This is a genomic window from Demequina iriomotensis, from assembly GCF_000971395.1.
In the GTDB taxonomy this organism is placed as follows: Bacteria; Actinomycetota; Actinomycetes; order Actinomycetales; family Demequinaceae; genus Demequina; species Demequina iriomotensis.
The window spans coordinates 207,601-234,391 of the sequence record NZ_BBME01000010.1 but is presented as its reverse complement, the minus strand read 5'-3'; the positions used below and the strand labels follow the sequence as shown (position 1 = coordinate 234,391).

Annotated in this window: 26 protein-coding genes; 20 read left to right on the top strand and 6 right to left on the bottom strand. The window is 73.2% G+C overall.

All coding sequences use genetic code 11. The features are described from left to right. Nucleotides 1-123 precede the first annotated feature (123 nt). Nucleotides 124-1,023: a sulfurtransferase gene (locus tag AOM09_RS04605; protein ID WP_174452910.1), complete on the top strand. Its 900-nt coding sequence runs from the start codon at nucleotides 124-126 to the stop codon at nucleotides 1,021-1,023. Between the two features lie 128 nt (nucleotides 1,024-1,151). Here the strand turns inward: AOM09_RS04605 and AOM09_RS04600 are convergent, their stop codons facing one another. The 3 genes from AOM09_RS04600 to AOM09_RS04590 form a co-directional block, all read right to left on the bottom strand. Beyond that, nucleotides 1,152-2,039 carry an aminotransferase class IV gene (locus AOM09_RS04600; RefSeq protein WP_062384999.1) on the bottom strand — a complete coding sequence of 296 codons (888 nt, stop codon included), beginning with the start codon at nucleotides 2,037-2,039 and terminating at the stop codon, nucleotides 1,152-1,154. 40 nt (nucleotides 2,040-2,079) lie between these two features. Continuing rightward, nucleotides 2,080-2,403, bottom strand: a complete 324-nt coding sequence (locus AOM09_RS04595; RefSeq protein ID WP_062384997.1) for a DUF2510 domain-containing protein — start codon at nucleotides 2,401-2,403, stop codon at nucleotides 2,080-2,082. A 117-nt stretch (nucleotides 2,404-2,520) separates the two neighbouring features. Next, nucleotides 2,521-3,600 (bottom strand): hypothetical protein, encoded by a 1,080-nt coding sequence (locus AOM09_RS04590; RefSeq protein WP_156162232.1) that lies wholly within the window; start codon nucleotides 3,598-3,600, stop codon nucleotides 2,521-2,523. Nucleotides 3,601-3,794: 194 nt separating this feature from the next. On the opposite strand from AOM09_RS04590, the gene AOM09_RS04585 reads away from it, so the two are divergent. Next, the gene (locus AOM09_RS04585; protein WP_228375059.1) at nucleotides 3,795-5,273 is read left to right on the top strand and encodes a bifunctional folylpolyglutamate synthase/dihydrofolate synthase; all 1,479 of its coding nucleotides are present in this window, start codon (nucleotides 3,795-3,797) and stop codon (nucleotides 5,271-5,273) included. A gap of 1 nt (nucleotide 5,274) precedes the next feature. On the opposite strand, the gene AOM09_RS04580 is transcribed toward AOM09_RS04585, so the two are convergent. Beyond that, the gene (locus AOM09_RS04580) at nucleotides 5,275-5,904 is read right to left on the bottom strand and encodes an NAD(P)H-dependent oxidoreductase (RefSeq protein ID WP_062384993.1); all 630 of its coding nucleotides are present in this window, start codon (nucleotides 5,902-5,904) and stop codon (nucleotides 5,275-5,277) included. Further along, nucleotides 5,901-6,344 (bottom strand): MarR family winged helix-turn-helix transcriptional regulator, encoded by a 444-nt coding sequence (locus tag AOM09_RS04575; RefSeq protein ID WP_062384991.1) that lies wholly within the window; start codon nucleotides 6,342-6,344, stop codon nucleotides 5,901-5,903. The genes AOM09_RS04580 and AOM09_RS04575 overlap by 4 nt, the downstream gene beginning before the upstream one ends. 81 nt (nucleotides 6,345-6,425) lie before the next feature. Here AOM09_RS04575 and AOM09_RS04570 point away from each other — a divergent pair, with 81 nt between their 5' ends. From AOM09_RS04570 to AOM09_RS04560, 3 genes are read left to right on the top strand one after another with little or no spacing between them, the layout of a single operon-like run. Beyond that, nucleotides 6,426-7,823 (top strand): bifunctional folylpolyglutamate synthase/dihydrofolate synthase, encoded by a 1,398-nt coding sequence (locus tag AOM09_RS04570; RefSeq protein ID WP_062384988.1) that lies wholly within the window; start codon nucleotides 6,426-6,428, stop codon nucleotides 7,821-7,823. Next, nucleotides 7,820-8,227, top strand: coding sequence for a DUF4233 domain-containing protein (locus AOM09_RS04565; RefSeq protein WP_082098836.1), 408 nt, complete (start codon nucleotides 7,820-7,822; stop codon nucleotides 8,225-8,227). Before AOM09_RS04570 ends, AOM09_RS04565 begins: the two co-directional genes overlap by 4 nt. Continuing rightward, nucleotides 8,224-8,670: a hypothetical protein gene (locus AOM09_RS04560; protein WP_062384985.1), complete on the top strand. Its 447-nt coding sequence runs from the start codon at nucleotides 8,224-8,226 to the stop codon at nucleotides 8,668-8,670. The genes AOM09_RS04565 and AOM09_RS04560 overlap by 4 nt, the downstream gene beginning before the upstream one ends. Here the strand turns inward: AOM09_RS04560 and AOM09_RS04555 are convergent. Continuing rightward, nucleotides 8,667-9,176, bottom strand: coding sequence for an adenine phosphoribosyltransferase (locus AOM09_RS04555; protein WP_062384983.1), 510 nt, complete (start codon nucleotides 9,174-9,176; stop codon nucleotides 8,667-8,669). The genes AOM09_RS04560 and AOM09_RS04555 overlap by 4 nt on opposite strands. 235 nt (nucleotides 9,177-9,411) lie before the next feature. Between AOM09_RS04555 and ndk the strand changes: the two genes are divergently transcribed. The 15 genes from ndk (at nucleotide 9,412) to AOM09_RS04480 (ending at nucleotide 26,691) form a co-directional block, all read left to right on the top strand. Then, nucleotides 9,412-9,831 (top strand): nucleoside-diphosphate kinase, encoded by a 420-nt coding sequence (ndk, locus tag AOM09_RS04550; protein ID WP_062384980.1) that lies wholly within the window; start codon nucleotides 9,412-9,414, stop codon nucleotides 9,829-9,831. Nucleotides 9,832-9,885: 54 nt separating this feature from the next. Next, the gene (smc, locus tag AOM09_RS04545) at nucleotides 9,886-13,443 is read left to right on the top strand and encodes a chromosome segregation protein SMC (protein ID WP_062384978.1); all 3,558 of its coding nucleotides are present in this window, start codon (nucleotides 9,886-9,888) and stop codon (nucleotides 13,441-13,443) included. A 156-nt stretch (nucleotides 13,444-13,599) separates the two neighbouring features. Then, on the top strand, nucleotides 13,600-13,857 hold the full coding sequence (locus AOM09_RS04540) for a hypothetical protein (protein ID WP_062384976.1): 258 nt from the start codon (nucleotides 13,600-13,602) through the stop codon (nucleotides 13,855-13,857). 56 nt (nucleotides 13,858-13,913) lie between these two features. After that, complete coding sequence (ftsY, locus tag AOM09_RS04535; protein WP_228375058.1) at nucleotides 13,914-15,044, top strand: signal recognition particle-docking protein FtsY; 1,131 nt, start codon at nucleotides 13,914-13,916, stop codon at nucleotides 15,042-15,044. 195 nt (nucleotides 15,045-15,239) lie between these two features. After that, complete coding sequence (locus AOM09_RS04530; protein ID WP_062384974.1) at nucleotides 15,240-16,499, top strand: ammonium transporter; 1,260 nt, start codon at nucleotides 15,240-15,242, stop codon at nucleotides 16,497-16,499. A gap of 2 nt (nucleotides 16,500-16,501) precedes the next feature. Continuing rightward, the gene (locus tag AOM09_RS04525; RefSeq protein ID WP_042215355.1) at nucleotides 16,502-16,840 is read left to right on the top strand and encodes a P-II family nitrogen regulator; all 339 of its coding nucleotides are present in this window, start codon (nucleotides 16,502-16,504) and stop codon (nucleotides 16,838-16,840) included. A gap of 17 nt (nucleotides 16,841-16,857) precedes the next feature. Then, nucleotides 16,858-18,636 carry a [protein-PII] uridylyltransferase family protein gene (locus tag AOM09_RS04520; protein ID WP_062384972.1) on the top strand — a complete coding sequence of 593 codons (1,779 nt, stop codon included), beginning with the start codon at nucleotides 16,858-16,860 and terminating at the stop codon, nucleotides 18,634-18,636. Nucleotides 18,637-18,665: 29 nt separating this feature from the next. Next, complete coding sequence (gene ffh / locus AOM09_RS04515) at nucleotides 18,666-20,273, top strand: signal recognition particle protein (RefSeq protein ID WP_062384970.1); 1,608 nt, start codon at nucleotides 18,666-18,668, stop codon at nucleotides 20,271-20,273. Nucleotide 20,274: 1 nt separating this feature from the next. Next, a complete protein-coding gene (locus AOM09_RS04510; RefSeq protein WP_062384966.1) occupies nucleotides 20,275-21,348 on the top strand; it encodes an amidohydrolase family protein in 1,074 nt (357 codons plus the stop codon). A gap of 58 nt (nucleotides 21,349-21,406) precedes the next feature. Then, on the top strand, nucleotides 21,407-21,949 hold the full coding sequence (locus tag AOM09_RS04505; RefSeq protein ID WP_062384964.1) for an FMN-binding protein: 543 nt from the start codon (nucleotides 21,407-21,409) through the stop codon (nucleotides 21,947-21,949). Next, on the top strand, nucleotides 21,946-23,358 hold the full coding sequence (locus tag AOM09_RS04500; protein WP_062384962.1) for a ferredoxin reductase family protein: 1,413 nt from the start codon (nucleotides 21,946-21,948) through the stop codon (nucleotides 23,356-23,358). The genes AOM09_RS04505 and AOM09_RS04500 overlap by 4 nt, the downstream gene beginning before the upstream one ends. 171 nt (nucleotides 23,359-23,529) lie before the next feature. Next, nucleotides 23,530-24,873 carry a ferredoxin reductase family protein gene (locus tag AOM09_RS04495; RefSeq protein ID WP_062384960.1) on the top strand — a complete coding sequence of 448 codons (1,344 nt, stop codon included), beginning with the start codon at nucleotides 23,530-23,532 and terminating at the stop codon, nucleotides 24,871-24,873. A 10-nt stretch (nucleotides 24,874-24,883) separates the two neighbouring features. Next, a complete protein-coding gene (locus AOM09_RS04490) occupies nucleotides 24,884-25,294 on the top strand; it encodes an FMN-binding protein (RefSeq protein WP_062384958.1) in 411 nt (136 codons plus the stop codon). Between the two features lie 3 nt (nucleotides 25,295-25,297). After that, entirely contained in the window at nucleotides 25,298-25,918 is a 621-nt protein-coding gene (locus AOM09_RS04485) for an FMN-binding protein (RefSeq protein WP_062384957.1), read from the top strand. Continuing rightward, nucleotides 25,915-26,691 carry an FAD:protein FMN transferase gene (locus AOM09_RS04480; RefSeq protein WP_062384955.1) on the top strand — a complete coding sequence of 259 codons (777 nt, stop codon included), beginning with the start codon at nucleotides 25,915-25,917 and terminating at the stop codon, nucleotides 26,689-26,691. Before AOM09_RS04485 ends, AOM09_RS04480 begins: the two co-directional genes overlap by 4 nt. The last annotated feature ends 100 nt before the right edge of the window (nucleotides 26,692-26,791 follow it).

Sequence of the window (26,791 nt, the reverse complement as noted above, 5' to 3'; positions counted from 1 at the left end):
ACCCTCCTGACAGTCGCAACGGAGTTCGGCGCGACGCGCCGGTGGAGCGGCCCGTTTCCGGGCCGGCCACCGGCGCGTCGCTTTCAGATCCGTTGTCAGTGTCACGGGAGTACGTTGGAGATCATGACCCTCCTGATCGACACGTTCGAGCTCGCCGAGGCCCTCGCATCGTCCGCGCCGCCGCGGCTGCTCGACGTCAGATGGTCGCTCGCGCAGCCCGACGGGAGCGCGGACTTCGAGGCCTCCCACATCCCGGGCGCGGTGTACGTCGACCTCGACACGGAGCTCGCGGACATCGGCGACCCGGCGCGCGGCCGTCATCCGCTTCCCACCCGCGAGGCGCTCGAGCACGCAGCCCGCGGCTGGGGTCTGAACGACGGCGACGCGGTGGTCGCGTACGACGGCGGGCCCTCGTACGGATCCGCGCGCGCGTGGTGGCTCCTGCGTCACGCCGGGGTGGCGAACGTCCGCATTCTCGACGGCGGGTTCGCGGCGTGGACCGGCGCGGGCCGTCCGGTCGCGTCGGGACCGTCGCACCCGGCGCGTGGCGGCATCGCGCTGGACTGGGACCGCATGCCCGTCATCGACGCGGACGAGGCGGCGGAGTGGCCGTCGCACGGCTTCCTCCTCGATGCGCGGGCTCCCGAGCGCTTCCGCGGCGAGATCGAGCCCATGGATCCCGTGGCCGGGCACATCCCCGGCGCGATCAACGCGCCCACCACGGACAACCTCGCGGAGGACGGTCGCTTCTACGGCCGCGGCGGGCTGGGCGAGCGCTTCGCGGACTTCGGCATCGACGGCGCCGACGACGTCGCGGTGTACTGCGGCTCCGGGGTGACGGCCGCGCATCAGATCGTCGCGCTCGAGATCGCCGGCTTCCATGCGGCGCTGTATGCGGGCTCGTGGTCGGAGTGGGCCAACACCCCGGGACGGCCCGTCGCGACGGGGCAGCAGGACTTCGGCCGGATCGGTCACCCGCTGCCGCACGCGAAGGGTCACGTGGCGCGCCAGCAGGCGCGCTGACACTGGCAACGGATCTCGCCGCGACACGCGGGCGAGCGAGGCGGGATTGGCGCGACACGCCTGCACACCGGGACCCACTCCGTTGCCAGTGTCCGGGGTGGGGCGGGGCGGGGCGGGGCCGGGCGCGGTCAGCCTCCCGCGAGCATCTCCTCGTTGACCGCCCCCGTGAGCGCGGCGTCGACCGCGTAGGCGCGCCCGTCGAGCTCGCGGATGGGGCGCAGCAGGTTGACGGAGTCGGTGAGCCACAGCGCGTCCGCGGTCGCCAGCTCGTCGACGCGGACATCGCGGTACGTGCAGGCGAGCCCGTGCCGCTCGAGCGCCTCGAACGCCGCACGCTGCGCGGTGCCGTGCAGCAGGCCGCCGTCCACCGCGGGGGTCACCACCTGGTCGCCGTGCCGCATCAGCACGGTCGCGCGCGGCGCCTCGAGCACGAACCCGTCGCTCGTGGTGAAGATCGCCTCCTGCGCGCCGCGCGCCTTGACGTGGCGCAGCGCCGCCATGTTGACGGCGTACGACAGCGTCTTCGCGCCGACGAGCAGCCACGGCGCCTCCGCGCCGATGCCGTGCGGGTAGCCGCGCGTGAGCGTGAGCACCGCGATGCCCTCGGTGCGCTCGCGGGTGACGTCGGGGTAGACGTCGGCGAACGCGAAGCCCGTCGGAGGCGCGCCCTCGACGCCCTCGGGGCCGCGCGTGTAGACCACCTTGCACAGCGCGGTCGCGGGCACCTCGTCGAGCCCGTCGAGCAGGGAGCGCACCGCGAGGGCGATCGCGTCGCGGAACACGCCCAGGTCGGGCGCGGGCAGGTCGAGCATCGCGGCGGACTGAGCGAGGCGCTCGAGGTGCGGCTCGAGATCGTGCATCCGCCCGCCGTGGACGCCGACCGTCTCGAACACGCCGTCACCGCGCGTGAGGCCGGCGTCGGTGACGCGGATCGCCGCATCGTCCGGCCCGGCCAGACGGGACGATGCGCCGGGCATCCCGGCGGCCGGCGCGCCGCAGATCACGAGTGTGGGCATGGTGACCTCCTGAACGGCCACCGTAGCGCGGGTGGGGTCCCTACGACTCCGAGGTGGGGGTCGCGACCGAGGAGATCACCGCGATCGGCACCTGGGCGGCGTCCTCGAGCTCCTCGCGCTCGGCCGCGATGGCGATGGCGACCAGCGCGACGCCCAGCAGCGCGACCGACGCGATGATGCCGAGCACGGCGGCCGTGCCCAGGCGGTGGCGCGGCTCGCGCCGGGCGGGCTCCGAGGAGGATGTGAGCCGGGTGTGCTCGGTCCAGACGGCGCCGTCCCAGTAGCGCAGGAATCCGGCGTGATCGGGATCGGCGTACCAGCCCGCGACGGGATGCGCGCGCGCGGCGGAGTGCGGTTCGCTCACGACACCCCCTCAAGCATCTGCGTCAACCGTGCGCTCACGGTACATGCATCGTGCCTCCCTGTCACGGGTCATGTGAGCGTGTCGACACGGCGTCATGCCTGGTGCGCGGCTGACCGGTCAGTCAGCAAGCGCGCGCACCGCGATCGCGTCGTCGCCGTCGGCCCCGGGTTCGATGCGCGAGTCCCTGATGGCGACCTCGGCCCCGGCGCGGTCGATCGCCGGGCCCACGGGTGCGGTGTTGCCCGCCATGAGCGTCATCGCGATCTCGGCGGGCCGCTCTCCGCCGACGACGAGCAGCCCGCCCCCGGCGACCTCTGCGGCGTTGTCCACCACGGTGACGCCCGTGACGCTCAAGGGTGCGTCGACCACCGCGAGCCCGCCTCCGTGACCGCACGAGTTGCCCATGACGGTGGTGCCCCGCACGGTGACGGCCGCCATGTCGCGTGCGAGGACCGCACCCCCGGCGCTGCCCGCCGCGCCGGCGCACGAGTTGCCCGCGAGGGTGACCCGGTCGAGCGTGAGGCGCCCGCCGACCATGGCGACGGCGCCGCCGCCGTACCCCAGCGCATCGTCCGGATCGTCGGGTGCGACTCCGCCCTCGAGGCCGATGCGCGACAGCACCACATGCGGCTCGGGGCGGGGTCCGCAGCCGCCGGTGCTCGCCGCGCAGCCGCGGGCCTCGATGAGGCGCGCCGCTCCCGCGCCGACGAGCGTGGTGCGGTCGCCTCCGTCGAGGCGGAGCGTGCGCACGGGTGCACCGTCGGGTTCGCATCCCACCGTCGCGCACAGCTCGAGGGGGTGGGGGAGGACGATGCGCGCCTCGCCGCCGCACGCGAAGGTCACCGTGCCGCCGCGGGAGACGGCGCGCGCGAGGGCGCTCGCGGTGCACGAGCCTCGGGTGCCGTCGCCGACGACCGTGCGCGCCCCGACGGTCCGCACCACGCCTGGGTCCGCGCGGTCGGGCACGTGGGCCGCGATCACGCGCGTGCCAGGGACGGGGTCGACGTCGGGTGCGCTCGGAGGGGCCGTGATCGCCGGCTCCAACGCGGCGGCGTCAGCGATGACGGAGGCGTCCACGTCGGGGCCTGCGGCGCGGGGCGAGTGACGGCTCACGTCCGGCGGGGCGGCGCACGCCGCGAGGAGGACGATCAGCGCCGTCGCCGTCATCCATGCGTTCCTCGCCTGCCCGGTGCGCATGGCCAGAGGCTACGGGATGAATCGGACAATCCTGCACACGTCGGCGTGTCGCGCGTCGGCGTGTCGCCGACGCTCTCGAAACGGCTCGGTAAAGCAATTATAATACCTGGTAGATCACCGATTTTGGCGAACGGCCATCCGGGCGTGTCGCGAGTGTCCTGAGCACCTCGAAACGTGCCGCACAATTGCTTCTCGTGACAACGGATGTCTTCCCGGAACTGAGCCTCGCTGAGGCCGAGCGCGAGATCGACGCGCACATCTTCGCCCGTACCCCTGAGGCCGACCATGAGGCCAAGCTCCTGCGTGTCACGCAGGCGCTGTCGCTGCTCGGCGATCCGCATCGCTCGCTCGACATCATCCATGTCACCGGCACCAACGGGAAGACCTCGACGAGCCGCATGATCGAGTCGCTGCTGCGCGCCCACGGGCTGCGCACGGGTCTCTTCACGTCGCCGCATCTCACCACCCTGCGCGAGCGCATCATGATCGACGGCGCGCCGCTGGCCCAGGACGCGCTCGTCCGCCTGTGGCAGCAGGTCTCGCCCGCGATCCACGCCGTCGATCAGGCCTCGTTGCAGCGTGGCGGGCCCCGCATGAGCTTCTTCGAGGTCCTCACCGTCCTCGGCTTCGTCGCGTACGCGGACGCCGGGGTCGACGCGCTCGTGCTCGAGGTCGGGATCGGCGGCCTGCGCGACGCCACCAACGTCGCCGACGGCCGCGTCGCGGTCCTCACGCCGATGGCGCGCGACCACGACAAGTACTTCGTCGGAGGCCTGCCGGGCGTCGCGCACGAGAAGTCGGGCATCATCAAGCCCGGTGCGACCGTGGTGAGCGCGCTCCAGAAGGACGAGGCGGCGCAGATCATCGTCGCCGCCGCGGCCCACCGCCAGGCCTCGGTGTTCTGGGAGGGCGCGCACATGTCCGTCGCGTCGCGTCGGGTGGTGCCGGGCGGCCAGGTGGTCACCCTGCGCACGGCGGCGCGCAACTACGTCGACGTGTTCGTGCCGCTGCACGGGGAGTTCCAGGCCCAGAACGCTCTCATCGCCCTCGCGGCGACCGAGGCGTTCATGGGTGACGGCGTCCCGCGCGCGCTGAGCCTGCCCGCCGTCGCCCGCGGCTTCGCCGGTGCCACCTCGCCCGGCCGCATGGAGGTGGTCTCCGCTGAGCCCACCGTCATCGTCGATGCCGCGCACAACCCCCACGGCATCGCGGCGCTCGCGGACACGCTGCGTGAGACCTTCACGTTCGACCGCCTCATCGGCGTCGTGGCCGTGCTCGCGGACAAGGACGCCGACGGCATCCTCACGGGCCTCGCGGGTCTTATCGATGAGGTCATCATCACCCAGACCCGCTCGCACCGCGCCGCCGATGCCGAGGCGCTCGCCGAGCACGCGCGCCAGGTGTTCGGCGCCGACCGGGTGCGCGTCGCATCGTCCGTCCCCGACGCCGTGCAGATGGCGACCGCGATCGCCTCCGAGGCCGACGGCGAGGCGGGGGTCCTCATCGCGGGCTCGATCACGCTCGTCGCCGAGGCGCGCCGCCACCTCCAGGAGACGCACATGCCCGTGACCGTGGACGCTCACACCGTGGTGACCGCCGCCGATGCGGGCGCGGTGCCCGTCGAGCAGGCGCCGCTCGAGGACGCCGGGGACGCGGGGGCGGTCCCGGCCTGACTCAGGCCGGGTTGGCGGCCGCGGCGCGCCGCGTCGCGAGCCGAGCGCCGTCCGCGGCGCCGTCGCGGGCGGCCCGCGCGACCCAGCGGTCGCGTCGTTCCTCGCTCGCGTAGCGCGCCTCGGGGAGGCGCCGCACGCCGACGGTGCGCACGCCCACGTAGCCGAGCGTCGCGTACCTCATCGATGCGATCATGGCGTCGCGGTAGACGAGCGCGTTCCACCACGTCGGTGAGTCCATCGTGGTGGTGAGCCGCGCGGTCTTTCCGCTCCACAGCCTGGTGGGGGTGCGCTCGTCCTTGGTGAAGGCCACGCCGCTGAGGAAGGCGCGGTCCACGAAGGCCTTGAACACCGCGGGGTAGGTGCCCCACCACTGCGGGTAGAAGAACGCGAGGTGGTCCGCGTCGCGCAGCGTCGCGACCATCGCGGTCACCGAGGAGTCGAGGTGCGCGAGGTCGCCCCCGGGCGCGCGCAGGTCCGCGGGCACGGCCGGGTTGGGAGCGAAGTCGTGGTCGGCGAGGTCGAGCACGGCGACCTCGGCATGAGCCGAGGCGGCCTCGGCGTAGGCGCGTGCGAGGCGGGACGTGAGGGTGCCGGGCAGCGGGTGCCCGATGACGACGGCGATGGTGCTCATGGCTGGTCTCCTGGGGTGGCGGGGAGCCCGAGCACCCCGGCGAGGGTCTCGAGCTGGCGGCGCAGCGCGGGCTCGTCGAGCCGCGCGTCGAGCGTGAAGAGGTCGGAGAACTCCGCCTCGAGTCGCGCGCCCGCGGCCTGGACGAGGGCGTAGGCGCGGGGCGTGGGGACGATGCGCAGCCGGCGCCCGTGGTGGGGGTCCGGCTCCGCGGTGAGGTAGCCGTCGCGCACGAGCGGCGGGATGCGCTTGCTCGCGGCGGCCTTCGACATGCCGGCGCCCTGGGCGAGCGACGTGACGTCCGCGCCCGGCATCGCCGCGGCGACGGCGAGGAACGAGAAGGTGGCGAACGTGACGCCGTGGTCGCGCCGCAGCAGCTGGTCGGCGTAGGTGTCCATCGCGACGATGACGCGGTGGAGGAGGAAGGACGTGGGCTCGTTCACCCCGTCATGTCAACACGTTGACATCCCTGTGTCAACAGGTTGACAACATTGCCGTGCGCGCGGCGTGACAGACTTGTCCGCATGACCGACCTTGACCTCGGTGGCCTGAGCCTCGAGGAGGCCGAGCGCGAGATCTACGCGCACATCGTCTCCCGCAACCCCGAGCACGACTTCGAGCCCACCCTCGACCGCGTCCGCGAGGCGTGCGACCTCCTGGGCAGCCCGCAGCACGCATACAAGGTGATCCACCTCACCGGCACCAACGGCAAGACGTCGACCGCGCGCATGACCGAGGCGTTGGTCCGCGAGCACGGGCTGCGCACCGGCCTGTTCACGTCGCCGCACCTCACGACGGTGCGCGAGCGTATCCAGATCGACGGCGAGCCCATCGCGCGCGAGGACTTCGTGCGCCTGTGGCTCGACGTCGCGCCCATCCTGCACCTGGTCGACGCGCGCTCCGCCGAGGCCGGCGGCCCCCGCATGAGCTTCTTCGAGGTGCTCGTGGTGCTCGCGTACGCGGCGTTCGCCGACGCGCCTGTCGACGTCGCGGTGATCGAGGTCGGCATGGGCGGCGTGTGGGACGCGACCAACGTCGCGGACGGCGAGGTCGCGGTCGTCACGCCCGTGGGGCTCGACCACCAGGAGTGGCTGGGCGACTCGCTCGCGGACATCGCGGCGGAGAAGGCGGGCATCATCAAGGACGGCGCCGCCGTGGTGCTCGCGTCGCAGTCGGAGTCCGTGGAGCCGGTGCTCGCCGCCGCGATCGAGGAGCGCAGTGCGCGCGCCTACCGGGAGGATGACGACCTCGAGGTCGTCGAGCGCCAGCCCGGCGTGGGCGGCCAGCTGGTGACCCTGCGCACCCCCGCGGCGACCTACACCGACGTCTTCGTGCCGCTGTACGGGCCCTACCAGGCCCACAACGCGCTGCTCGCGCTCGCGGCCACCGAGCTGCTGCTCGCCGACGGGGGAGCGCCCGCGTCCCTCGCCGGCGAGACCGTCGAGGCGGCCTTCGCCGGCGTGAGCTCGCCGGGCCGGCTCGAGGCAGTGCGCACCGCGCCCCTCATCCTCGTCGACGCGGCCCACAACCCGCATGGCATCGAGGCGCTGGTGACGGCGCTCGACGAGTCGTTCGCCTTCGAGACGCTCGTCGGCGTGGTCGGCATCCTCAAGGACAAGGACGCCGAGGGCATCCTCGCCGCGCTCGAGCCCGCGCTCGCGCACGTGGTCATCACCGCATCGTCCTCCCCGCGCGCGATCCCCGTGGAGGAGCTCGGGCCGCTCGCGAACGAGATCTTCGGCGAGGACCGCGTCACGGTGGCCGAGGCGCTCCCCGACGCGATCGACGCCGCGGTCCAGCGCTCCGAGCGCGACAGCGACCTGGGCGCGGGCGTGCTCGTGGTCGGCTCCATCACGCTGGTCGCCGAGGCGCGCGTGCTCACGGGCGCGGACCGTCGCAAGGGGACGGGGCAGGCCCGATGAGCGTGAGGAAGAAGCGCTCGGCGCGGCTCACCTTCTGCCAGGCGGTGCTCGCGCTGCAGTCCCTCGCGGCGCTGTTCGCGACGCTGGTGCTGTGGGGCCTCGACCGCGCGGGCGAGGTGTCCCTGCCGGGCGGCGTGCTGTGGGGCGGAGGCCTCGGCATGGTCGTGCTGCTCGCCTATGCGGCGGGTCAGCAGGCGAAGCGGTGGGGCCTCGCGCTCGGGTGGGCGCTGCAGGTGCCCATGCTTCTGGGCGGGTTCATCGAGCCCGACATCGCCGTCATCGGCGCGTGCTTCCTGCTCACCTGGCTCGCCGGCGTGCGGCTGGGCGGGCGCATCGACCGCGAGCGCGCCGCGCACGATGCGGCGCTCGAGGCGGAGGCGGCGGGAGCCGGCGAGCCCGCGTGAGCCGCTTCCTGTGGCGCATGGGCGGTGCGCTCGTGCTCGGGGTCCTGGGGCTCACGCTGATCTTCTGGCAGCTCGAGCACGCCCAGCTGTACGCGTTCGCGGGGCTCGGCCGCCCCGCCGCCGGGGTCTACGCGCTGCTGTTCGTGGGGCTGCTGCTGCTCAACGTGTCGGTGTTCTACGCGCTCACGCGATGGGCGAGGTTCCTGCGCGAGCACCCCGACACGCGCCAGCTGCCGCCGTGGTTCCTCGTAGCGATCATCGTGGTCGCGGGCGGCGTGCTCGTCACCGGGGTGGCCGTGCACGCGGGCTACCTGCGCTCGCTCGAGACGGTGCCGATGAGCATCAGCCAGGGCTTCGTCGCGTTCGAGGCGTCGTTCGCGGCGCTCGCCCTCGTGCCGCTGGTGCTGCTCGCGGTGCGCTGGTCCGGCGGGTACCGCCGCTAGACCACCACCACGGACGTCACGTCGTAGCCCTCGAGCGCGGCGCGGCCGGGCAGCGCGCCGATCTCGATGAGGAAGCTGAACCGCACCGAGGCGGCGCCGCCCCGCTCGAGCATCTCCGCGACCGCGCGCGCGGTGCCGCCGGTGGCGAGCACGTCGTCGATCACCAGCACGTGGCGGCCCTCGACCGAGCCCGCGCTCACCGCCAGGTCCCGCGCGCCGTACTCGATCTCCGCCGACGACTCGAGCAGATCGGTGCCGGGCATCTTGCCCTTCTTGCGCACCATCGCCATGCCGACGTCGAGGGTCTGCGCGACCACGGGGGCGAAGATGAAGCCGCGCGCGTCGACGCCGGCCACGATGTCGACGGGCGACCCCGTCGGCGGCATGAGCTGGATGCACGCCTCGCGGAAGCGCTCCGGGCTCGCGAGGATGGGCGCGATGTCGTAGAAGAGGATCCCCTCGACGGGGAAGTCGGGATACGTGTCGAAGTCGTCCAGCGTGATCACGCGGACCATCCTTTCACGCACGCTCGACACGTAGGGCCCAGATTCCCGCGTGAGCGAGCCTGAATTCGACACGATCCACCCAGGTTCGCGTGGGTCGGCGAGCGCGGTGGCGGGCAGCGCGCCGCCTCGTCGCGCGCTCTCAAACCTGGTGCGATCGTGTCGAGAACCGCCGGGCAACGGGCGCAACCTGGGCGGATTGTGTCGTAGCGCGGCGCGCGCCGCTAGGCTCCCAGCCATGACGGAACGCACCCTCATCCTGGTCAAGCCCGACGGAGTGAAGCGCGCGCTGTCCGGGGAGGTCCTCCGCAGGGTCGAGGCCAAGGGCTACACGCTCGTCGCCGTCGAGCTGCGCCAGGCGACCCCGGAGCTGCTCGCCGAGCACTACGCGGAGCACGTCGGCAAGCCCTTCTATGACCCGCTGGTGGAGTTCATGCTGTCGGGCCCCGTGCTCGCGGTCGTGGCCGAGGGCGAGCGCGTGATCGAGGGCTTCCGCTCGCTCGCGGGCGCGACCGACCCCACCACCGCGGCGCCCGGCACCATCCGCGGCGACCTCGCACGCACGTGGGACCTGCCGGTGATCCACAACATCGTGCACGGCTCGGACTCGCCCGAGTCCGCCGAGCGCGAGATCGGGATCTGGTTCCCGGGTCTCTGACGACCGGCTCGCGCCTCCGCTGAGCAGGAAACGGGTTCCCCTACACTCGCACCCATGCATCTCAAGACGCTGACGCTGCGAGGCTTCAAGTCCTTCGCGTCGGCGACCACCCTCGAGTTCGAGCCCGGCGTCACGTGCGTCGTGGGGCCGAACGGCTCGGGCAAGTCCAACGTGGTGGACGCGCTCGCGTGGGTGATGGGCGAGCAGGGCGCGAAGACGCTGCGCGGCGGCCAGATGGCGGACGTGATCTTCGCGGGCACGTCGGGCAGGGCGCCGCTGGGTCGCGCCGAGGTCTCCCTCACCATCGACAACTCCGACGGTGCGCTGCCCATCGACTACACCGAGGTGACGATCAGCCGCACGCTGTTCCGCAGCGGCGGCTCGGAGTACGCGATCAACGGCTCGGCGTGCCGCCTCCTCGACATCCAGGACCTGCTGTCGGACTCCGGCCTCGGCCGCGAGATGCACGTGATCGTGGGTCAGGGTCAGCTCGACGCCGTGCTGCGGGCCACCCCCGAGGACCGCCGCCACTTCATCGAGGAGGCCGCGGGCATCCTCAAGCATCGCCGCCGCAAGGACAAGGCGCTGCGCAAGCTCGACTCGATGCAGGCCAACCTCACGCGCGTGCAGGACCTCACCGGGGAGATCCGCCGGCAGCTGGGCCCGCTCGGCAAGCAGGCCGAGGTCGCGCGGCAGGCGCAGCGGATCCAGGTGGATGTGCGCGACGCGCGCTCGCGCCTCCTGGCGGACGACATCGCGAGCCTCACCGAGTCGATGTCGCAGGACAAGGCCGACGAGACCGCGTTGCTCGAGCGCCGCGCGACCGTCGACAAGGCGCTCGCGGAGGCTCGGGACCAGCTCGCGGAGCTCGAGCGTCAGGCCGCGGAGGCCGCGCCCGCGCTGACACGGGCGAACGACATCTTCTACCGCCTCGGTGCCATCCGTGAGCGCCTGCGCAACCTCTCCACGCTCGCCGAGGAGCGCGTGCGCATGCTCGGGAGCACGCAGAGCGAGGCGCCGCCCACCGATCTGGTGGACCTCGACGAGCAGGTGGAGCGCGCCAGGTCCGCGCGCGCCGAGCTCGAGGCGGAGGTCGCGGCCGCCGCGGACGCGCTCGAGGCCGCCATCGAGGCCCGCAAGGACGCCGAGGACACGGCCTTCCAGTCGGACCGCCACCACGCGAACCTGCTGCGTTCGGTCGCGGACCGCCGCGAGGGCGTCGCCAGGCTCGCCGGCCAGGTCGCCGCGAAGCGGTCGCGCGTCGAGTCAGCCGAGGCCGAGATCGGCCGTCTGCAGGAGCAGCTCGCCGCGGCCGAGAAGCGTGCGCACGATGCGACGGCCGAGTTCCAGGTGGTGGAGACCTCCGTCGCGACCCTCGAGCCCGGCGAGGACGACCTCGACGTGCAGCACGAGGCGGCCACCGGGGAGTGGGAGCGCGCCAAGGCGGCGGTCACGGAGCTCAAGGACGCCGTCCACCACGCGATGCGCGAGCGCGACACGTGGGCCGCGCGCGGCGAGGCCCTCGAGCTGTCGCTGGTGCGCAAGGACGGCGCCGGTGCGCTGCTCGCGAGCGGCACGCGCACGGTCATGGGCACCGTGGCCTCGCTCGTCGACGTGTCCGGCGATGCCGAGGACGCGATCGCGGCCGCGCTCGGCCCGCTCGCGGATGCCCTCGCCGTCGCCACCGTCGAGGACGCGGTCGACGCGATCCGCTGGCTGCGCGACGAGGACGCCGGTCGCGCCCGCTTCCTGGTCGCCGACCCGACGGCCGTCGCGACCAACCCCGCCGCAGACCTGCCTGCGGGCGCCGCATGGGCCACCGACCTGCTCGACGGGCCGTCGGGGCTGATCGAGACCGTCCGCTCGCTGGTCGCCGGTGTCGCGGTGGTCGAGGACCTCGCCGCGGCCCGCGCGCTGGTCGCGGCGCACGCGCACGTGGTCGCCGTGACGCGTCGCGGCGACGTCCTGGGAGGACGGACCGCCTCGGGCGGCGCCGGCGACGCGCCGAGCATCATCCATGTCCAGGCCGCCTTCGACGATGCGCGCGAGAGGCGCGACGCGGCCGCGGGGGAGCTCGCCCTCGCGCAGGAGCGCCTCGCCGCCGCGGAGGCGACCGAGACGGAGACGCGCGGCGTGCATGAGCGCACCCTCGCGCGGCTCAACGAGGCCGATGCGAAGGCCGCCGCGGCCGCGGAGCAGCTGGGCCGCCTCGGCGCCCAGGCGCGCTCGGCGAAGGCGGAGGTCGAGCGCTTCACCGAGCAGCTCGAGCTCGCGCACGGCCGCGTCGCGGCCGACGCGGACGACCTCGCGAGCCTCACGGAGCGGCTCGCCGCCGCGCAGGCGGAACCCGAGCAGTTCGAGGCGGACACGCGCGCGGCCCAGGAACGCCGCGACGAGGACGAGGCGATGGCGCGCGACGCGCGTGCCAAGGAGACCGAGGCGCGTCTCGCGCTGCGCACCTCGGAGGAGCGCGCCCGCGCCCTCGCGTCGCGCGCCGAGAGCCTCGAGCGTGCCGCCGTCGCCGAGCGCGAGGCGCGGGCCCGCGCCGAGGCTGCGGCCGCCCGCCGGGAGCTTCAGGCGCAGGCCGCGCGCGAGGTCATCGCCGGCAGCCGCGATGCGCTCGCGCTCATCGACGTCGCCGTCCAGCAGGCGGACGATGCGCGCGCCGCCGTCGAGGCCCAGCGCGCCGAGCGCACGGGGACCCTCGCCCAGGTGCGCCGCAGCGTCGACGAGCTGTCCACCGAGCACGCGCGCCTCACCGACGACGCGCATCGGGACGAGGTCGCGCGCGCCGAGCAGAACGTCCGGCTCGAGCAGATGCGTCAGCGCGCGGTCGACGAGCTCGGCATGGACCCCGACCGCCTGGTCGAGGAGTTCGGGCCCCACCTGGGCGTGCCCGTGGTGGACCCCGACGCCGACCCGGAGGCCGGGCCCGAGACGGTCCCGTACGTGCGGGAGCAGCAGGAGACCCGCCTGCGCAAGGCCGAGCGCGCCATGAACCAGCTGGGACGCGTCAACCCCCTCGCGCTCGAGGAGTTCGCGGCGCTCGAGGAGCGGCACAAGTTCCTCACGGACCAGCTCGCGGACATCAAGCGCTCGCGCGAGGACCTCCTCACCATCGTCAAGGAGATCGACGAGCGCGTCGAAGTGATCTTCGCCGAGGCGTTCGCGGACACCGCGGCGCAGTTCGACCGCGTGTTCCCGCGCCTGTTCCCGGGAGGCGAGGGCCGCCTGGTGCTCACCGACCCCGCGCACATGCTCACCACCGGCATCGAGGTAGAGGCGCGTCCCGCGGGCAAGAAGGTCAAGCGGCTGTCGTTGCTGTCGGGCGGCGAGCGCTCGCTCACCGCGGTCGCGCTGCTCGTGTCGATCTTCAAGGCGCGCCCGAGCCCGTTCTACGTCATGGACGAGGTCGAGGCGGCGCTCGACGACGTCAACCTGGGACGCCTGCTGGAGATCTTCCGCGAGCTCCAGGAGGACTCGCAGCTCATCGTCATCACCCACCAGAAGCGCACCATGGAGATCGCCGACGCCCTCTACGGCGTGACGATGCGCGGGGACGGCGTCACCACCGTGATCAGCCAGCGCCTCCGGGACGACGCCACGGTCTGACGTCCCTGCTAGCCGGGCGATCTCGCTGCGGCTGGAAACTTCTGCCGCGCTCGCGCGTTATCCAGCCGGATCCCTGCGGTCCTTTCGGGCGACTTGTCCGATCTGCAGGGATGGGGCACCATTCCGAGGTCGAGCACCTCGGCGGTAGGGAGCGAGATGTTCAGTCAGATGGTGGGGACCCTGGTGGTCGCGGGGCTCATCGCGCTCGTCGTGTTCGTGGCGGCGTTCGCCGCCGAGGGTCGCGGCCGTCGCGTCGTGAGGCTCGTCCTCGGCGTCGAGGAGCGCCGCGGGGTGCGCGAGCACCTCTACGACGAGATCGAGCGCCCCGCAGCGACGCTCGACGTGGTCGGCGAGCTGGGCCGCGAGACCGGCTCGATCCCGGTGGTCGCGCCCACCGCACGCCACCGCCACTGACGCCCCGGCCGCCGCCGCCCTCCCGGGTGCGCGCGCCGACCTGACAGACTGTGCCCGTGGACGTCTCATGGATCCCAGGTGACAGCGACCTCCTCGTGACCGTGGTCGCGGGGCTCGTGGTGCTCGGCGGCGCGGGTGCCGCCCTGCTCGGCAGGACGCGGAAGGCGCCGCCTCGCGAGGCGCCCCCGCGCGAGGACGATGCGGCGGTCGCCCCGGCGGCGGCCCCCGCCGAGGCGCCGGTCGCGACGGAGCCCGAGTCCGCGGTCGAGACCCCGGAGGCCGTCGACCACCGCTTCGGCCGCCTGCGCGGGCGCGTCGGTGCCGGCCTCGGGCAGTCCCTGCTCGCGATCTTCCGGCGCGGCAGCCTGTCGCAGGACGACTGGGACGAGCTCGAGGAGACGCTCCTTCTCGCCGATGTGGGCGCGGCGGCGACGGACGAGCTCATGGCCGATCTGAAGGCGCGCCTCAGGGCCGATCCCCAGGCGGATCCGCGCGCGCTGCTGCGCGCCGCGCTGCTCGACGTGGTCGACCCGGGGCTCGACCGGTCGCTCAGGCTCGGCGCGGCGGGCGACGGGGCGCTGCACTCCGCGATCGTCGTCGGCGTCAACGGCGTGGGCAAGACCACCACCGTCGGCAAGCTCGCGCGCGTGCTGGTCGCGGAGGACCGGACCGTGGTGCTCGGCGCCGCCGACACGTTCCGTGCCGCGGCGGCCGACCAGCTCGAGACGTGGGGCACACGCGTGGGCGTCCCCGTGGTGCGTTCGCACGTCGACGGCGCGGACCCGGCCTCGGTGGCGTTCGAGGCCGCGGACCGCGCGCGCGCCGAGCAGGCCGAGGTGCTCCTGGTCGACACCGCAGGTCGCCTCCAGAACAAGCAGGGCCTCATGGACGAGCTCGGGAAGATCGTGCGCGTCGTGTCGAAGGTGAGCCCGCCCTCCGAGGTGCTGCTCGTGCTCGACGCCACCACGGGACAGAACGGCCTCACCCAGGCGCGCGTGTTCGGCCAGGTGGCGCCCCTGACGGGCATCGTCCTCACCAAGCTCGACGGCACCGCCAAGGGCGGCATCGTCCTCGCGGTGCAGCGCGAGCTGGGGGTGCCCGTCAAGTTCGTCGGGCTCGGCGAGGGCGCGGACGACCTGGCGCCGTTCGACCCCGCAGGCTTCGTCGACTCGCTCCTGGGGGAGTAGCTCGTACCAGGGGCCGGGCCGCCCGCGGACGTCCGGGAACCTCGAGGCGTTCCGATTCGTACGTCTGCGCAACGCATCTTTTACCTGCGCAAGGACCTTGTAACCATTACGAAACACAAGGGTCGTTCAGGGGAAACAGGAGTGCGCGAGTCTTCTTGACGACTAGCCGACGGGCTAGCGAAAAGGAGAAGCAGAATGGATAGCGGCAACATCGCCTGGCTCCTGACTTCTGCCTCGCTCGTGCTCCTGATGACGCCTGCCCTGGCGTTCTTCTACGGCGGCATGTCGCGAAGCAAGTCGGTCCTCAACATGATGATGATGAGCTTCGGTGCCCTCGGCGTCGGCATGCTCGCCTGGGTGCTCTTCGGGTACTCGATCTCGGCGGGCGACACCGTCAGCAACCTGTTCGGCGACCCCCTGTCGAACCTCGGCATGGTCGACGTCCTGAACAACTACGCGGAGGACCCCGACTCGGTCATCGCCGCCGGCTTCGGTGCGACCTTCGCGATCATCACCGTCGCGCTGATCTCGGGCTCGGTCGCGGACCGCATGAAGTTCGGCTCCTGGCTGCTCTTCGCGTTCCTCTGGGTGGTCCTGGTCTACTCGCCCGTCTCGCACTGGGTGTGGGGCACCGGCACCGCGGGCGAGGGCTTCGACGCCCTCCTCGGCGGCGGCGGCCCGCTCTTCGCGGACCTCCCCGGACCGTACGACTTCGCGGGCGGTACCGTCGTCCACATCAACGCCGGTGTGGCCGGTCTGGTGCTCGCGCTCCTGCTCGGCGTCCGCAAGGGCTTCGGCAAGGAGCCGATGCGTCCGCACAACCTGCCGTTCGTCATGCTCGGCGCCGCGCTCCTGTGGTTCGGCTGGTTCGGCTTCAACGCCGGTTCGGCCTTCGCCGCCGACGGCTACGCCGCCCTCGCGTGGGTCAACACCACCACCGCGACCGCGGTCGCGATGCTCGGCTGGCTGGTCACGGAGAAGTTCCGCGACGGCAAGGCCACCTCGCTCGGTGCCGCCTCCGGTGTGGTCGCCGGTCTGGTCGCGATCACCCCGTCGTGCGCCTCGGTCGACACGTGGGGCGCGATCGTCATCGGCTTCTTCGCCGGTGTCCTCTCCGCTCTCGCGGTGGGCCTCAAGTACAAGCTGGGCTACGACGACTCGCTCGACGTCGTGGGCGTCCACCTCGTCTCGGGTCTCTGGGGCACGCTGGCCATCGGCCTCGTCGCCTCGGGCACCATCAACGGTGACGCCGGTCTGTTCTACGGTGGTGGCATCACGCTCCTCGGTGTCCAGGCGGCCGCCGCGGCGATCGTCATCGTCTACTCGGCGATCATGACCCTCATCCTCGGCCTGCTGATCAAGTACACGCTTGGCCTGCGCGTCAGCGAGGATGTCGAGGTGTCGGGTATCGACCTCGCCGAGCACGGCGAGACGGCTTACGAGGAGGCGAAGTAACCATGAAGCTGGTCACCGCGATCATCCAGCCCCACCGCGTCGACGAGGTCCGTGCGGCTCTCGAGGCCGCGGGCGTCAAGGGCGTCACGGTCTCCGAGGCTGCCGGTTACGGCCGCCAGAAGGGCCACACCGAGGTCTACCGCGGCGCCGAGTACACGGTCGACCTGGTGCCGAAGACGCGCCTCGAGGTCCTCGTGGACGACGCCGACGCCGCGACCGTGACCGAGGCGATCGTCTCGGCCGCGCAGACCGGCAAGATCGGTGACGGCAAGGTCTGGGTCGTCCCCGTCGACGACGTGGCCCGGGTCCGTACCGGCGAGCACGGCGCGGACGCCCTCTAAGGGACACCGCATCACGCATGGGCAGCCACGACGGCTCCCGCGCTGAGGTCCCGCACCCCCGAGGGGTGCGGGACCTCAAGCGTCTGAGGAGAGAGCACGGCGAGATGCTCGCGGCGAGCGCGCTCAGCGGTCGCGAGCGGCGCCAGTCCATGAGCGACATGGTCTTCGCTCACCTCAAGGAGCACTGGGACGAGCACTCGGCCGGGATGCGAGAGGGGATCGCGTTCGGCGCGGTCGGATCCGTGGGCCGCGGCGACGCCGGCCCCGCCTCCGACCTCGACCTGGTGATCCTGCACGACGGATCGACCCACACGAAGGAGGAGGTCGCCGAGCTCGCGCAACGCCTGTGGTACCCGATCTGGGACGCGGGCCTCGAGCTCGACTACTCGACGCGCACCCTCACCGAGTGCCGCCAGGTCGCCTCGAAGGATCTCGCCGCCGCCGCGGGCCTGCTCGACCTCCACCTCATCGCGGGCGACGAGCACCTGCTGCTGCAGGCCCGCACGCATATCTACCAGGATTGGCGGGCAGCCGCGCGCAAGCGGCTGCCCGACCTGCTCGCCGCCTCGCGCGCCCGCGCCGAGCGCCACGGCGAGCTCGCGTACCTCATCGAGCCGCACCTCAAGGAGGCCCGCGGCGGACTTCGCGACTACGTGAGCCTCACGGCCCTGTCCGCGACGTGGCTCACCGACCGGCCGCACGGCGCCGTCGACGAGGCGGGCGACCTGCTCCTCGACGTGCGCGACGCGCTCCAGCTCGAGACCGGGCGCAACGTGGCGGTGCTCGGCCGCCATGTCGCCGCCGAGGTGGGAGCGCGGCTCGGCTACGACGACCCGGACGACCTGCTGGCGGCCCTCGCCGAGGCGGGACGCACGGTCGCCTTCGCGCTCGACACCACGGAGCGCGGCGCGCGGCGCTCGCTCGAGCGGTCCGGCGTCGGCTCCCGCGCCTTCCTCGCGCGGCGGCGCGCGGCGGCGCCGCGCCACGTCAAGGTTGCCGAGGGCCTCATCGACGTCGACGGCGAGCTCGCCCTCGCGCCGGGCCACCGGGCGGAGGACGATGCGCTGCTGCCCCTGCGCGCCGCGGCCACCGCCGCGTCGACCGGCCTCACGTTCACGCCGACGCTGCTCGAGTCGCTCGCGCGCTGCCCTGACCTGCCCGTGCCGTGGCCCGAGGAGGCGCGCCTGCACCTGCGCGACCTGCTGCGGTCGAGCGCGCACCTGGTCCCGGTGTGGGAGGCGCTCGACCTGCACGGCGCCGTCGTGCGCTGGATCCCGCAGTGGGACGGCGTGCGCAACCGGCCGCAGCGCAGCCCGATCCACGTCTACACGGTCGACCGCCACATGCTCGAGGCGGTGACGCTCGCGGCGAAGCACCGCCGCGGCGCGCAGCGGTCGGACCTGCTCCATCTCGCGGCGCTGCTGCACGACATCGGCAAGCGGCCGGGCGCCTCGGACCACTCCGTGGACGGCGCGGCGCTGATCCCCGCCATCGCGGAGCGGTTGGGGCTCTCGGACGCGACGGCGCATGACCTCGAGCTGCTGGTGCGCGAGCACCTCACGCTCGCGGGCCTGGCCACCACGCGCGACCCCGACGCCCCCGAGACGGTCGCCGCGCTGCTCGACGCGGTCGAGCACCGCGAGGACCTCCTCGAGGTCCTGCGCGCGCTCACCGAGGCGGACGCGAAGGCGGCCGGGCCCAAGGTGTGGACGGCGTGGCGGGCCCAGCTGGTCGACACCCTGACGGCGCGCGCGCGTGACGCCCTGGCCTCCGGGGGCGCCTCCGGGGGACGGTAGTCTGGTGGGCACGTTGTGAAGGGATATCCGTGTTCGCCAACCTCTCCGATCGCCTGACAGAGACGTTCCGCAACCTGCGGGGCAAGGGCCGCCTGACCGAGGCGGACATCGACGGCACCATCCGCGAGATCCGTCGCGCGCTGCTCGACGCCGATGTCGCGGTGCCCGTGGTCCGCACCTTCACCGCCAACATCCGCGAGCGTGCGCTCGGCGCCGAGGTCTCGGGAGCGCTCAACCCCGGCCAGCAGGTCGTCAAGATCGTCAACGAGGAGCTCATCGCGATCCTCGGCGGCGAGACCCGCGCGCTGCGATTCGCGAAGCACGGCCCGACGGTCATCATGCTCGCGGGCCTCCAGGGCGCCGGAAAGACCACGCTCGCCGGCAAGCTCGCGCACCACCTCAAGGGCCAGGGCCACACCCCGCTGCTGGTCGCCGCGGATCTGCAGCGCCCGAACGCCGTGACGCAGCTCAAGGTGGTCGGCGAGCGCGCGGGAGTCCCGGTATTCGCGCCCGAGGCCGGCGTGACGCGCGAGGACGAGCGCCCTCGCGGCAACCCGGTCAAGGTGGCGAAGAAGGGCCTCAAGGAGGCCGAGCAGCGCCAGCACAGCGTCGTCATCGTCGACACCGCCGGCCGCCTGGGCATCGACCAGGAGCTGATGCGCCAGGCGTCCGACATCCGCAAGGCCGTCGAGCCCGACGAGGTCCTCTTCGTCATCGACGCGATGATCGGTCAGGACGCCGTCGCGACCGCGACCGCCTTCCAGGAGGGCGTCGACTTCACGGGCGTGGTCCTCACCAAGCTCGACGGCGACGCCCGCGGCGGTGCCGCGCTGTCGGTCGCCGAGGTCACGGGCCGGCCCATCATGTTCGCGTCCACGGGCGAGAAGCTCGACGACTTCGAGGTGTTCCACCCCGACCGCATGGCGTCGCGCATCCTCGACATGGGCGACATCCTCACGCTGATCGAGCAGGCCGAGCGCACGTTCGATCAGGCCGAGGCCGAGCGCATGGCGCAGAAGGTCACCCAGGGCGAGGACTTCACCCTGGCGGACTTCCTCAGCCAGATGCAGCAGCTCAAGAACATGGGCTCGATGAAGAAGATGCTGACGATGCTCCCGGGCATGGGTCAGATCCGCGACCAGATCGAGAACTTCGACGAGCGGGAGCTGGTGCGCACCGAGGCGATCATCCAGTCGATGACGCCTGCGGAGCGCGACAACCCGAAGATCCTGAACGGCTCGCGACGCTCGCGCATCGCGGCGGGCTCCGGCATGCAGGTCTCGGACGTCAACTCGCTGGTCAAGCGGTTCGAGCAGGCGCAGCAGATGATGCGCGCGATGTCGCGCGGCGGCGGGATGCCGGGCATGCCCGGCATGCCCGGTGCAGGCGGTGCGCCCGGCGCGTTCGGCGGGCTGCCCGGCGGCAAGAAGTCGAAGGGCAAGCAGGCGCCCCAGCGCAAGGTCAAGGGCAAGTCCGGCAACCCGGCCAAGCGCGCCCAGCAGGAGGCCGACGCGCGCGCGGGACGGCCGGCGCAGGCGCCGTCCCAGGGCTCCGCGTTCGGGCTGGGCCAGCAGGCGCCGCAGGACGTCGACCGCGATGCGCTGAGCGCGGACCTGTCGAAGTACCTCGGTCGCTGACGTGGTCCTCCACCTCACGGGCCCCGTGGTCGTCGGCGACGACGACGTGCGGGAGCAGGCCTGGGTGGTGGACGGCAGGATCACGTACGCCGCGCCGTCAGAGGCGCCCAAGCGCACGCTCGACGGGACCGTGGTGCCCGGGCTCGTCGACGTCCACTGCCACGTGGGTCTCGACAGCGGGGGAGCAGTGGACCCCGAGCTCGCCCTCAAGCAGGCGTTGGTCGACCGCGACGCCGGCACCCTCCTCATCCGCGACGCGGGCTCGCCCACGGACACGCGCTTCATCGACGCCCTGCCGACGGCGCCGCGGCTGATCCGCGCGGGCCGCTTCATCGCGCGGCCCATGCGCTACCTGCGTCACTACGCGCGCGAGATCGAGGTCGCCGACCTTCCCCGCGTCATGGCGGAGGAGGCGCGCGCGGGCGACGGCTGGGTGAAGATCATCGCGGACTGGATCGACCGCGAGGTGGGCGACCTCACGCCGCTGTGGCCCGCCGACGTCCTGGCCGAGGGCATCGCCGCGGCGCACGAGGCGGGCGCGCGGGTGACCGCCCACGCGTTCGCGACCGAGTCCATCGACGCGCTCCTCGACGGCGGGATCGACTGCATCGAGCACGGCACCGGCATGACCGCGGAGCACATGGCGGAGGCCGCGCGGCGCGCTGTCCCCGTGGTGCCGACGCTGCTCCAGGTGGCGAACTTCGAGGGCTACGCCGCGCAGGGCGAGGCCCGCTTCCCCGCCTACGCAGCGCGCATGCGGCCGATGCACGAGCGCCGCTTCGCGCATGCCCTCGCGCTCCACGAGGCCGGCGTGCCGCTGCTCATCGGCACCGACGCGGGCGGGACCATCGGCCACGGCGCGCTCCCGGCCGAGGCGGCCCACCTGGTGGCGGCCGGCATCCCCGCCGCCGACGTGGTCGCGATGGCGTCGTGGCGCGCGCGCGAGTTCCTGCGGGCTCCCGGTCTCGAGGAGGGCGCGCCCGCCGACCTCGTGGTCTACGGCGAGGACCCGCGCGCGGACATCGGCGCGCTCGCCACCCCGCGCCACATCGTCCTGCGCGGCGCCGTCGTCTGAGGCGTTCCCAGCGAACTCCGAGCATGCGCGCGGACCCCTCCCAGGGTCCGCTGGTGACATGGGGACCATGAAGCGCTCCTCCGGCATCATCGTCACGGGCATCTCGGCCACGCTGCTGTCCACGGGCGCGGTCCTGGGCTCGGGCCTCCTCAGCCCCGACGCGGCCACCACGTCCACCGCGGATGCCGCGGCGGCGAGCGAGACTTCGAGCGCCTCGACCGACGCCGCCGCCACCGACACGGCGACGCCCGCGCCCTCCGAGACCACCGCATCGTCGGAGACCGCCACGCCCGAGGCGACCGCCGCCTCGGACCAGGCGACCGCGGGTACCTACGACGGTGAGGCCGTGAGCTCGCGCTACGGCACCTTCCAGGCCGAGATCACGGTCGAGGACGGGCAGATCACCGCGATCGACTGGCTCCAGTCGGGCGAGGCCGATCACCACTCGCAGCAGATCAACGACTACGCGATGCCCGTGCTCGAGGACGCGATCCTCGAGGCCCAGGACGTCAACGTCGGCTACGTGTCCGGCGCGAGCTACACGTCGGAGGCCGTCGAGGAGGCCGTCTACAGCGCGATGGAGCAGGCGGGCCTGGCATGACCGCGGTCGCCCCCCGTCGCCCGGCATCGTCCGCCCGTCCGCCGGCGCGGGACGCGCGGCTCGCGACACGCCGCACCCGCGGCGCTCGCCACGGCCGTCGCCGGGACGTCCTCGAGGCCGCCGCGTGGCTGGTGGGCGTCCTCGGGGTCGCGTTCATGCTCGCCTCGGGCTCGGTCGACGTCACGTCGCTGTCCGGCCTCCTGGTGACGCTCGGGCGCGTGGCCGGGATCGCCGCGTCGACGATGATCATGGCGCAGCTCATCCTCATCGCCCGGATCCCGCTGGTCGAGCGTGCGATCGGTCACGACCGTGCGGCCCACCTTCACGGGCAGCTGGGCAGGCTCTGCTTCATCGTCATCCTCGTCCACATCGTCCTGCTGGTGGCCGGGTACGCGATGCCGACGCAGACGGGGCTGCTCGCGCAGGCCTGGGACTTCGCGATCGGCTGGGGCGGCCCGATGTTCATGGCGAGCGTGGGCTTCCTGGTGCTGGTCGCGGTGGTGGTGACGTCCTACGCGATCGTGCGGCGCCGGTGGCGCTACGAGTCGTGGCACGCCGTCCATGTGTTCAGCTACCTCGCGATCGGGCTGTCGATCCCGCACCAGCTCACCGACGGCGAGACCTTCATGTCCATGGGCGTCGCGTGGTGGTACTGGGTGGTGCTGTGGACCGTGGCCGTGGGCGGGCTGCTCGCGTTCCGGGTGGTCCGGCCGCTGGCACGGTTCTGGCGTCACGGCGTCCGGGTCGCGGCGGTGGGGACGCTCGCGGACGGCTCGACCGTGATCGCGATGCACGGGCGGCGTCTCACGGCGCTCGGCGCCAGGGGCGGGCAGTTCTTCCTGTTCCGCTTCCTCCAGCGGGACATGTGGGGCCAGGCGCACCCGTACTCGACCTCGCGGACCGTGCGCGACGGCTGGATGCGGATCACCGTGAAGCCTTTGGGCGACGGCTCCGCGGCGCTCCGCGGACTCAGGCCCGGCACGCGCGTCATGCTCGAGGGACCGCTCGGCGTCTTCACGGACGATCAGCGCACGGGCGAGCGTCTGGTGCTCGTGGGCGCCGGCGTGGGCGTCACGCCGATCCTCGCCCTCCTCGAGGACGCGGACATCCGGCCGGGGGAGTGCACCGTGATCGTGCGTGCGCGCACCGAGGCCGAGATCCCGCACCTCGACGAGCTCCGCGAGCTGGCGGCGCAGCGGGGCGCGGACCTCCACGTGCTCACCGGGGCGCGGGGCGGCGGGTGGTCGCCCGCGGCCACGCCCGTCACGCTCGCCGACCTGGTGCCCGCGCTCTCCCGCGCGGACGTCTTCGCGTGCGGGCCGGCGCCCTGGATCGAGGCCGTGATGGACGATGCGGCGCGCGCCGGGGTGCCCGAGGAGAGGCGGCACCTCGAGGAGTTCTCCTGGTAGCGCGCGCCGTGAACGATAGGGACCGCGGTGGTGCCCCAACTCTCAGGGAATCCTCAGGTATCGCGTGGCCGAGGCCGGGCCCCCAGCACGTACGATGCACATGCGCGACCCGGGAGCCTCCCGAGTCGCGCGCGTCGCAGGTCCCCCCGTCCCCGACCTCCCGGAGGCCACGTGAGCACGCTCGAGGCGTACGCGCGCCGCACCCGCGCGCGCGGATGGTGGCGCGACGGGCTCGAGGCCTCGATCTACCTGATCGCGGCCGTGGGTGTCGCGTTCATGGTCGCCGGCGGCGGGCTGCTCGCCACGGCGCCGCGCGACTACGGGTACGCGCTCGGCCGCGCCGTCGGCATCGTCGCCGCGGTGCTGGTGCTCGCGCAGATCACGCTGATCTCGCGCGCCCCGTTCGTCGAGCGGGCCTTCGGGCACGATCGCGCGGCCGCGGTCCACGCGCGCATCGGCAAGGTCGCGTTCATCCTCATGCTCGTGCACGTCGCGCTGATCCTCGTGGTCTCGGCGCAGTACGACGGGCGGTCGATCCTCGCGCAGACCGTCGCGTTCTGGGACCTCGGATGGTTCATGGTCGCCGCGCAGGCGGGGCTCGCGCTCTTCACCATCGTGGTGGCGACCTCGCTGGTGGCCGTGCGGTCGCGGTGGCGCTACGAGCGCTGGCACGCCGTCCACCTGCTGGTCTACATCGCGATCGCGGCGGTGGTGCCGCATCAGTTCCTCGAGGGCTCGACGTTCCGCGGCGCGGGTGCCGCGTGGTGGTTCTGGCTGATCCTGTGGGTCGGTGCGGTGGGCTCCTTCCTGGTGTTCCGCATCGTCCGCCCGCTGGTGCTGCTGCGCCGGCACGGCCTGCGCGTCTCCGCGGTCGAGGCGCTCGCCGACGGCTCCACCAGCGTGGTCATGACCGGAAGCGACCTCGAGCGGCTGGGCGCGCGTCCGGGCCAGTTCCTCCTGTGGCGCTTCCTCGACCGCGAGCGGTGGGCGCAGGCGCACCCGTGGTCGCTGTCGCGCGCCCCGCACCCCGGCTCGCTGCGCATCACGGTGAAGCCGTCCGGGGACGCGTCCGCCCGGCTGCGCGACGTCCGCGTCGGGACGCGCGTGCTGGTCGAGGGCCCGCTCGGCGTCTTCAGCTCCGTCGCGCGCACCGCGCCCGGCACGGTGCTGCTCGCCTCGGGCATCGGCGTCACGCCGGTCCGTGCGCTGCTGGAGGAGGTCGAGGGCCCGTGCACCGTGATCCTGCGGGTGCGCTCGCGGACCGAGGCTCCGCTGCTCGACGAGGTCGAACGGCTCGCCGCCGAGCGGGGCGCCGACCTGGTGCTGGTCGAGGGGCCGCGCGGTCCGGGCTGGGGCACGGCCGCGCAGGAGAGCCTGGCGGCCCTGGTCGCCGACGTCGCGGAGCGCGACGTGTACATCTGCGGTCCCGTGGCGTGGGCCGATGCGGTGGAGGCCGAGGCGCGGGCGGCAGGCGTGCCAGCCGCGGCGATCCACCGCGAGCGATTCGAGTTCTGAGGGAGACGGGATGACGACGATGACGATGACGAGGACCGTGGGCGCGCTGGCCTTCGCCGGAGCGGCGAGCACGCTGCTCGCCGGCTGCGGCGGCGATGCCGAGGCCGAGACCGCGGGCGGGGACGTCGCGGCGACGAGCTACGCGGACGGCACGTACGACGGTCCGGCGGTCACGAACGAGAAGGGCGTCTTCCAGGCGCAGGTCACCATCGTGGACGGCGCGATCACCGCGGTGGCCGCGATCCAGGCCGGCACGCAGGACCCGCAGTCGCTCGACATCAACGCGCGCGCGATCCCCGAGCTCGCGGACAAGGTGGTCGCGGCGCAGAGCGCGGACGTCGAGGCCGTCTCCGGCGCATCGTTCACGTCGCCGGGCTTCCTCGAGTCGGTCGACGGCGCGCTCGACCAGGCGGCGGGATAGCCCATGCGTGCATCGCGGGCCGTGGTCGTCGCGGGCGGGTGCGCCGCGATCGTGGGCGCCGGCTGGGCGGTGTCCCCGAAGGAGCTGCCCACGCTGGACCTGGTCGCGCCGTCCACTCCCGAGGCCTCGGCCACGCCGTCGGCGAGCCCCACGCCGACCGCCACGGCTGCCGCGAGCCCGTCGGCCGTGCCGAGCGACGACGAGGCTGAGGACGACACCGACGACGACAAGGGCGGGGAGCGCGACGAGGACGAGAGCGACGACGCCGCGACGCCGCAGCCGTCCCGGACGGCGACGCCCGTCGAGACCGCCGAGCCGGACCCCGTGGTCACGCCCGTCGAGCCCGCCACGCAGACCTTCGACGGCCCCGTGGTGACCAACCCGCGCGGGCAGTACCAGGCGCGGATCACGGTCGAGGGCGGCACCGTCACGGACGTGCAGGCCGTGGTCGCGGGCACGCAGGACGCGCAGTCGGTCCAGATCAACGCGAAGGCCATCCCGATCCTGCGGGACGAGGTCCTCGCCGCGCAGACGTGGGACGTCGCCGCGGTGAGCGGCGCGTCGTTCACCTCGCCGGCGTTCATCGAGTCGCTGCGGGGCGCCTTCGGGCAGGCGGGCCTGTGACGGGGACCTACCGGGTCACCGTCCACGCGATGGCCATGCCGTTCGTCGTCGAGCTCGACGACGCGGATCCCGAGGCCGCCGAGCCCGCGATCGCCGCGTTCCATGCGGACCTCGTGTGGGCCGACGAGGTGTTCTCGCTCTGGCGCGACGACTCCTACCTGAGCGCGCACCTGCGAGGGGACATCGCCCTCGACGAGGCCCCGCGGGAGCTGCGCGAGGTGCTCGAGGCCTGCGAGTGGTACCGGGAGGCGACGGGCGGCGGGTTCGACGCCCGCCGCGACGACGGCGTCCTCGACCCCACCGGGCTGGTCAAGGGCTGGGCCGTCGCGCGGGCGAGCCGCCACCTGCGCGGCGCGCGAGCGAGCGGCTGGATGGTCGGCGCCTCGGGCGACATCCTCGCGACCGGCGGCCGGCTGCGGCGCATCGGGATCGCGGACCCGCGGGTGACGGGGGACCCGACGGGCACCCCGGTGGTCGACGTGGTCGAGCTCGGCGGCGCCTTCACCGCGCTCGCGACCTCGGGCGGAGCCCAGGTGGTCGACCACATCTGGGACCCGACCACCGGGGAGGTGGCGCGCCATTACATGCAGGTCTCGGTCGCGGGCACCGACCTCACGGAATGCGACGCCTGGGCGACCGCGATCGCCGGCGGCGGGCCGCGCATCGTCCCGGGAGCGCTCGAGCGCGGGCTCGAGGTGCTCCTCATCGCCGGCGGTCGGTACGACGGCACGTACGATGCCCAGACGAGCCCGGGGTGGCCGAGCGTGAGGTGACGCGCGCGAGTTTGGCCGTGCGCCGAGCGTTCTGGCACAATGGGTCGCTGGCGAGCGCGGCCCTCTACCCGTGCACGCCGATTCGTCTTGTCAGTGCGCG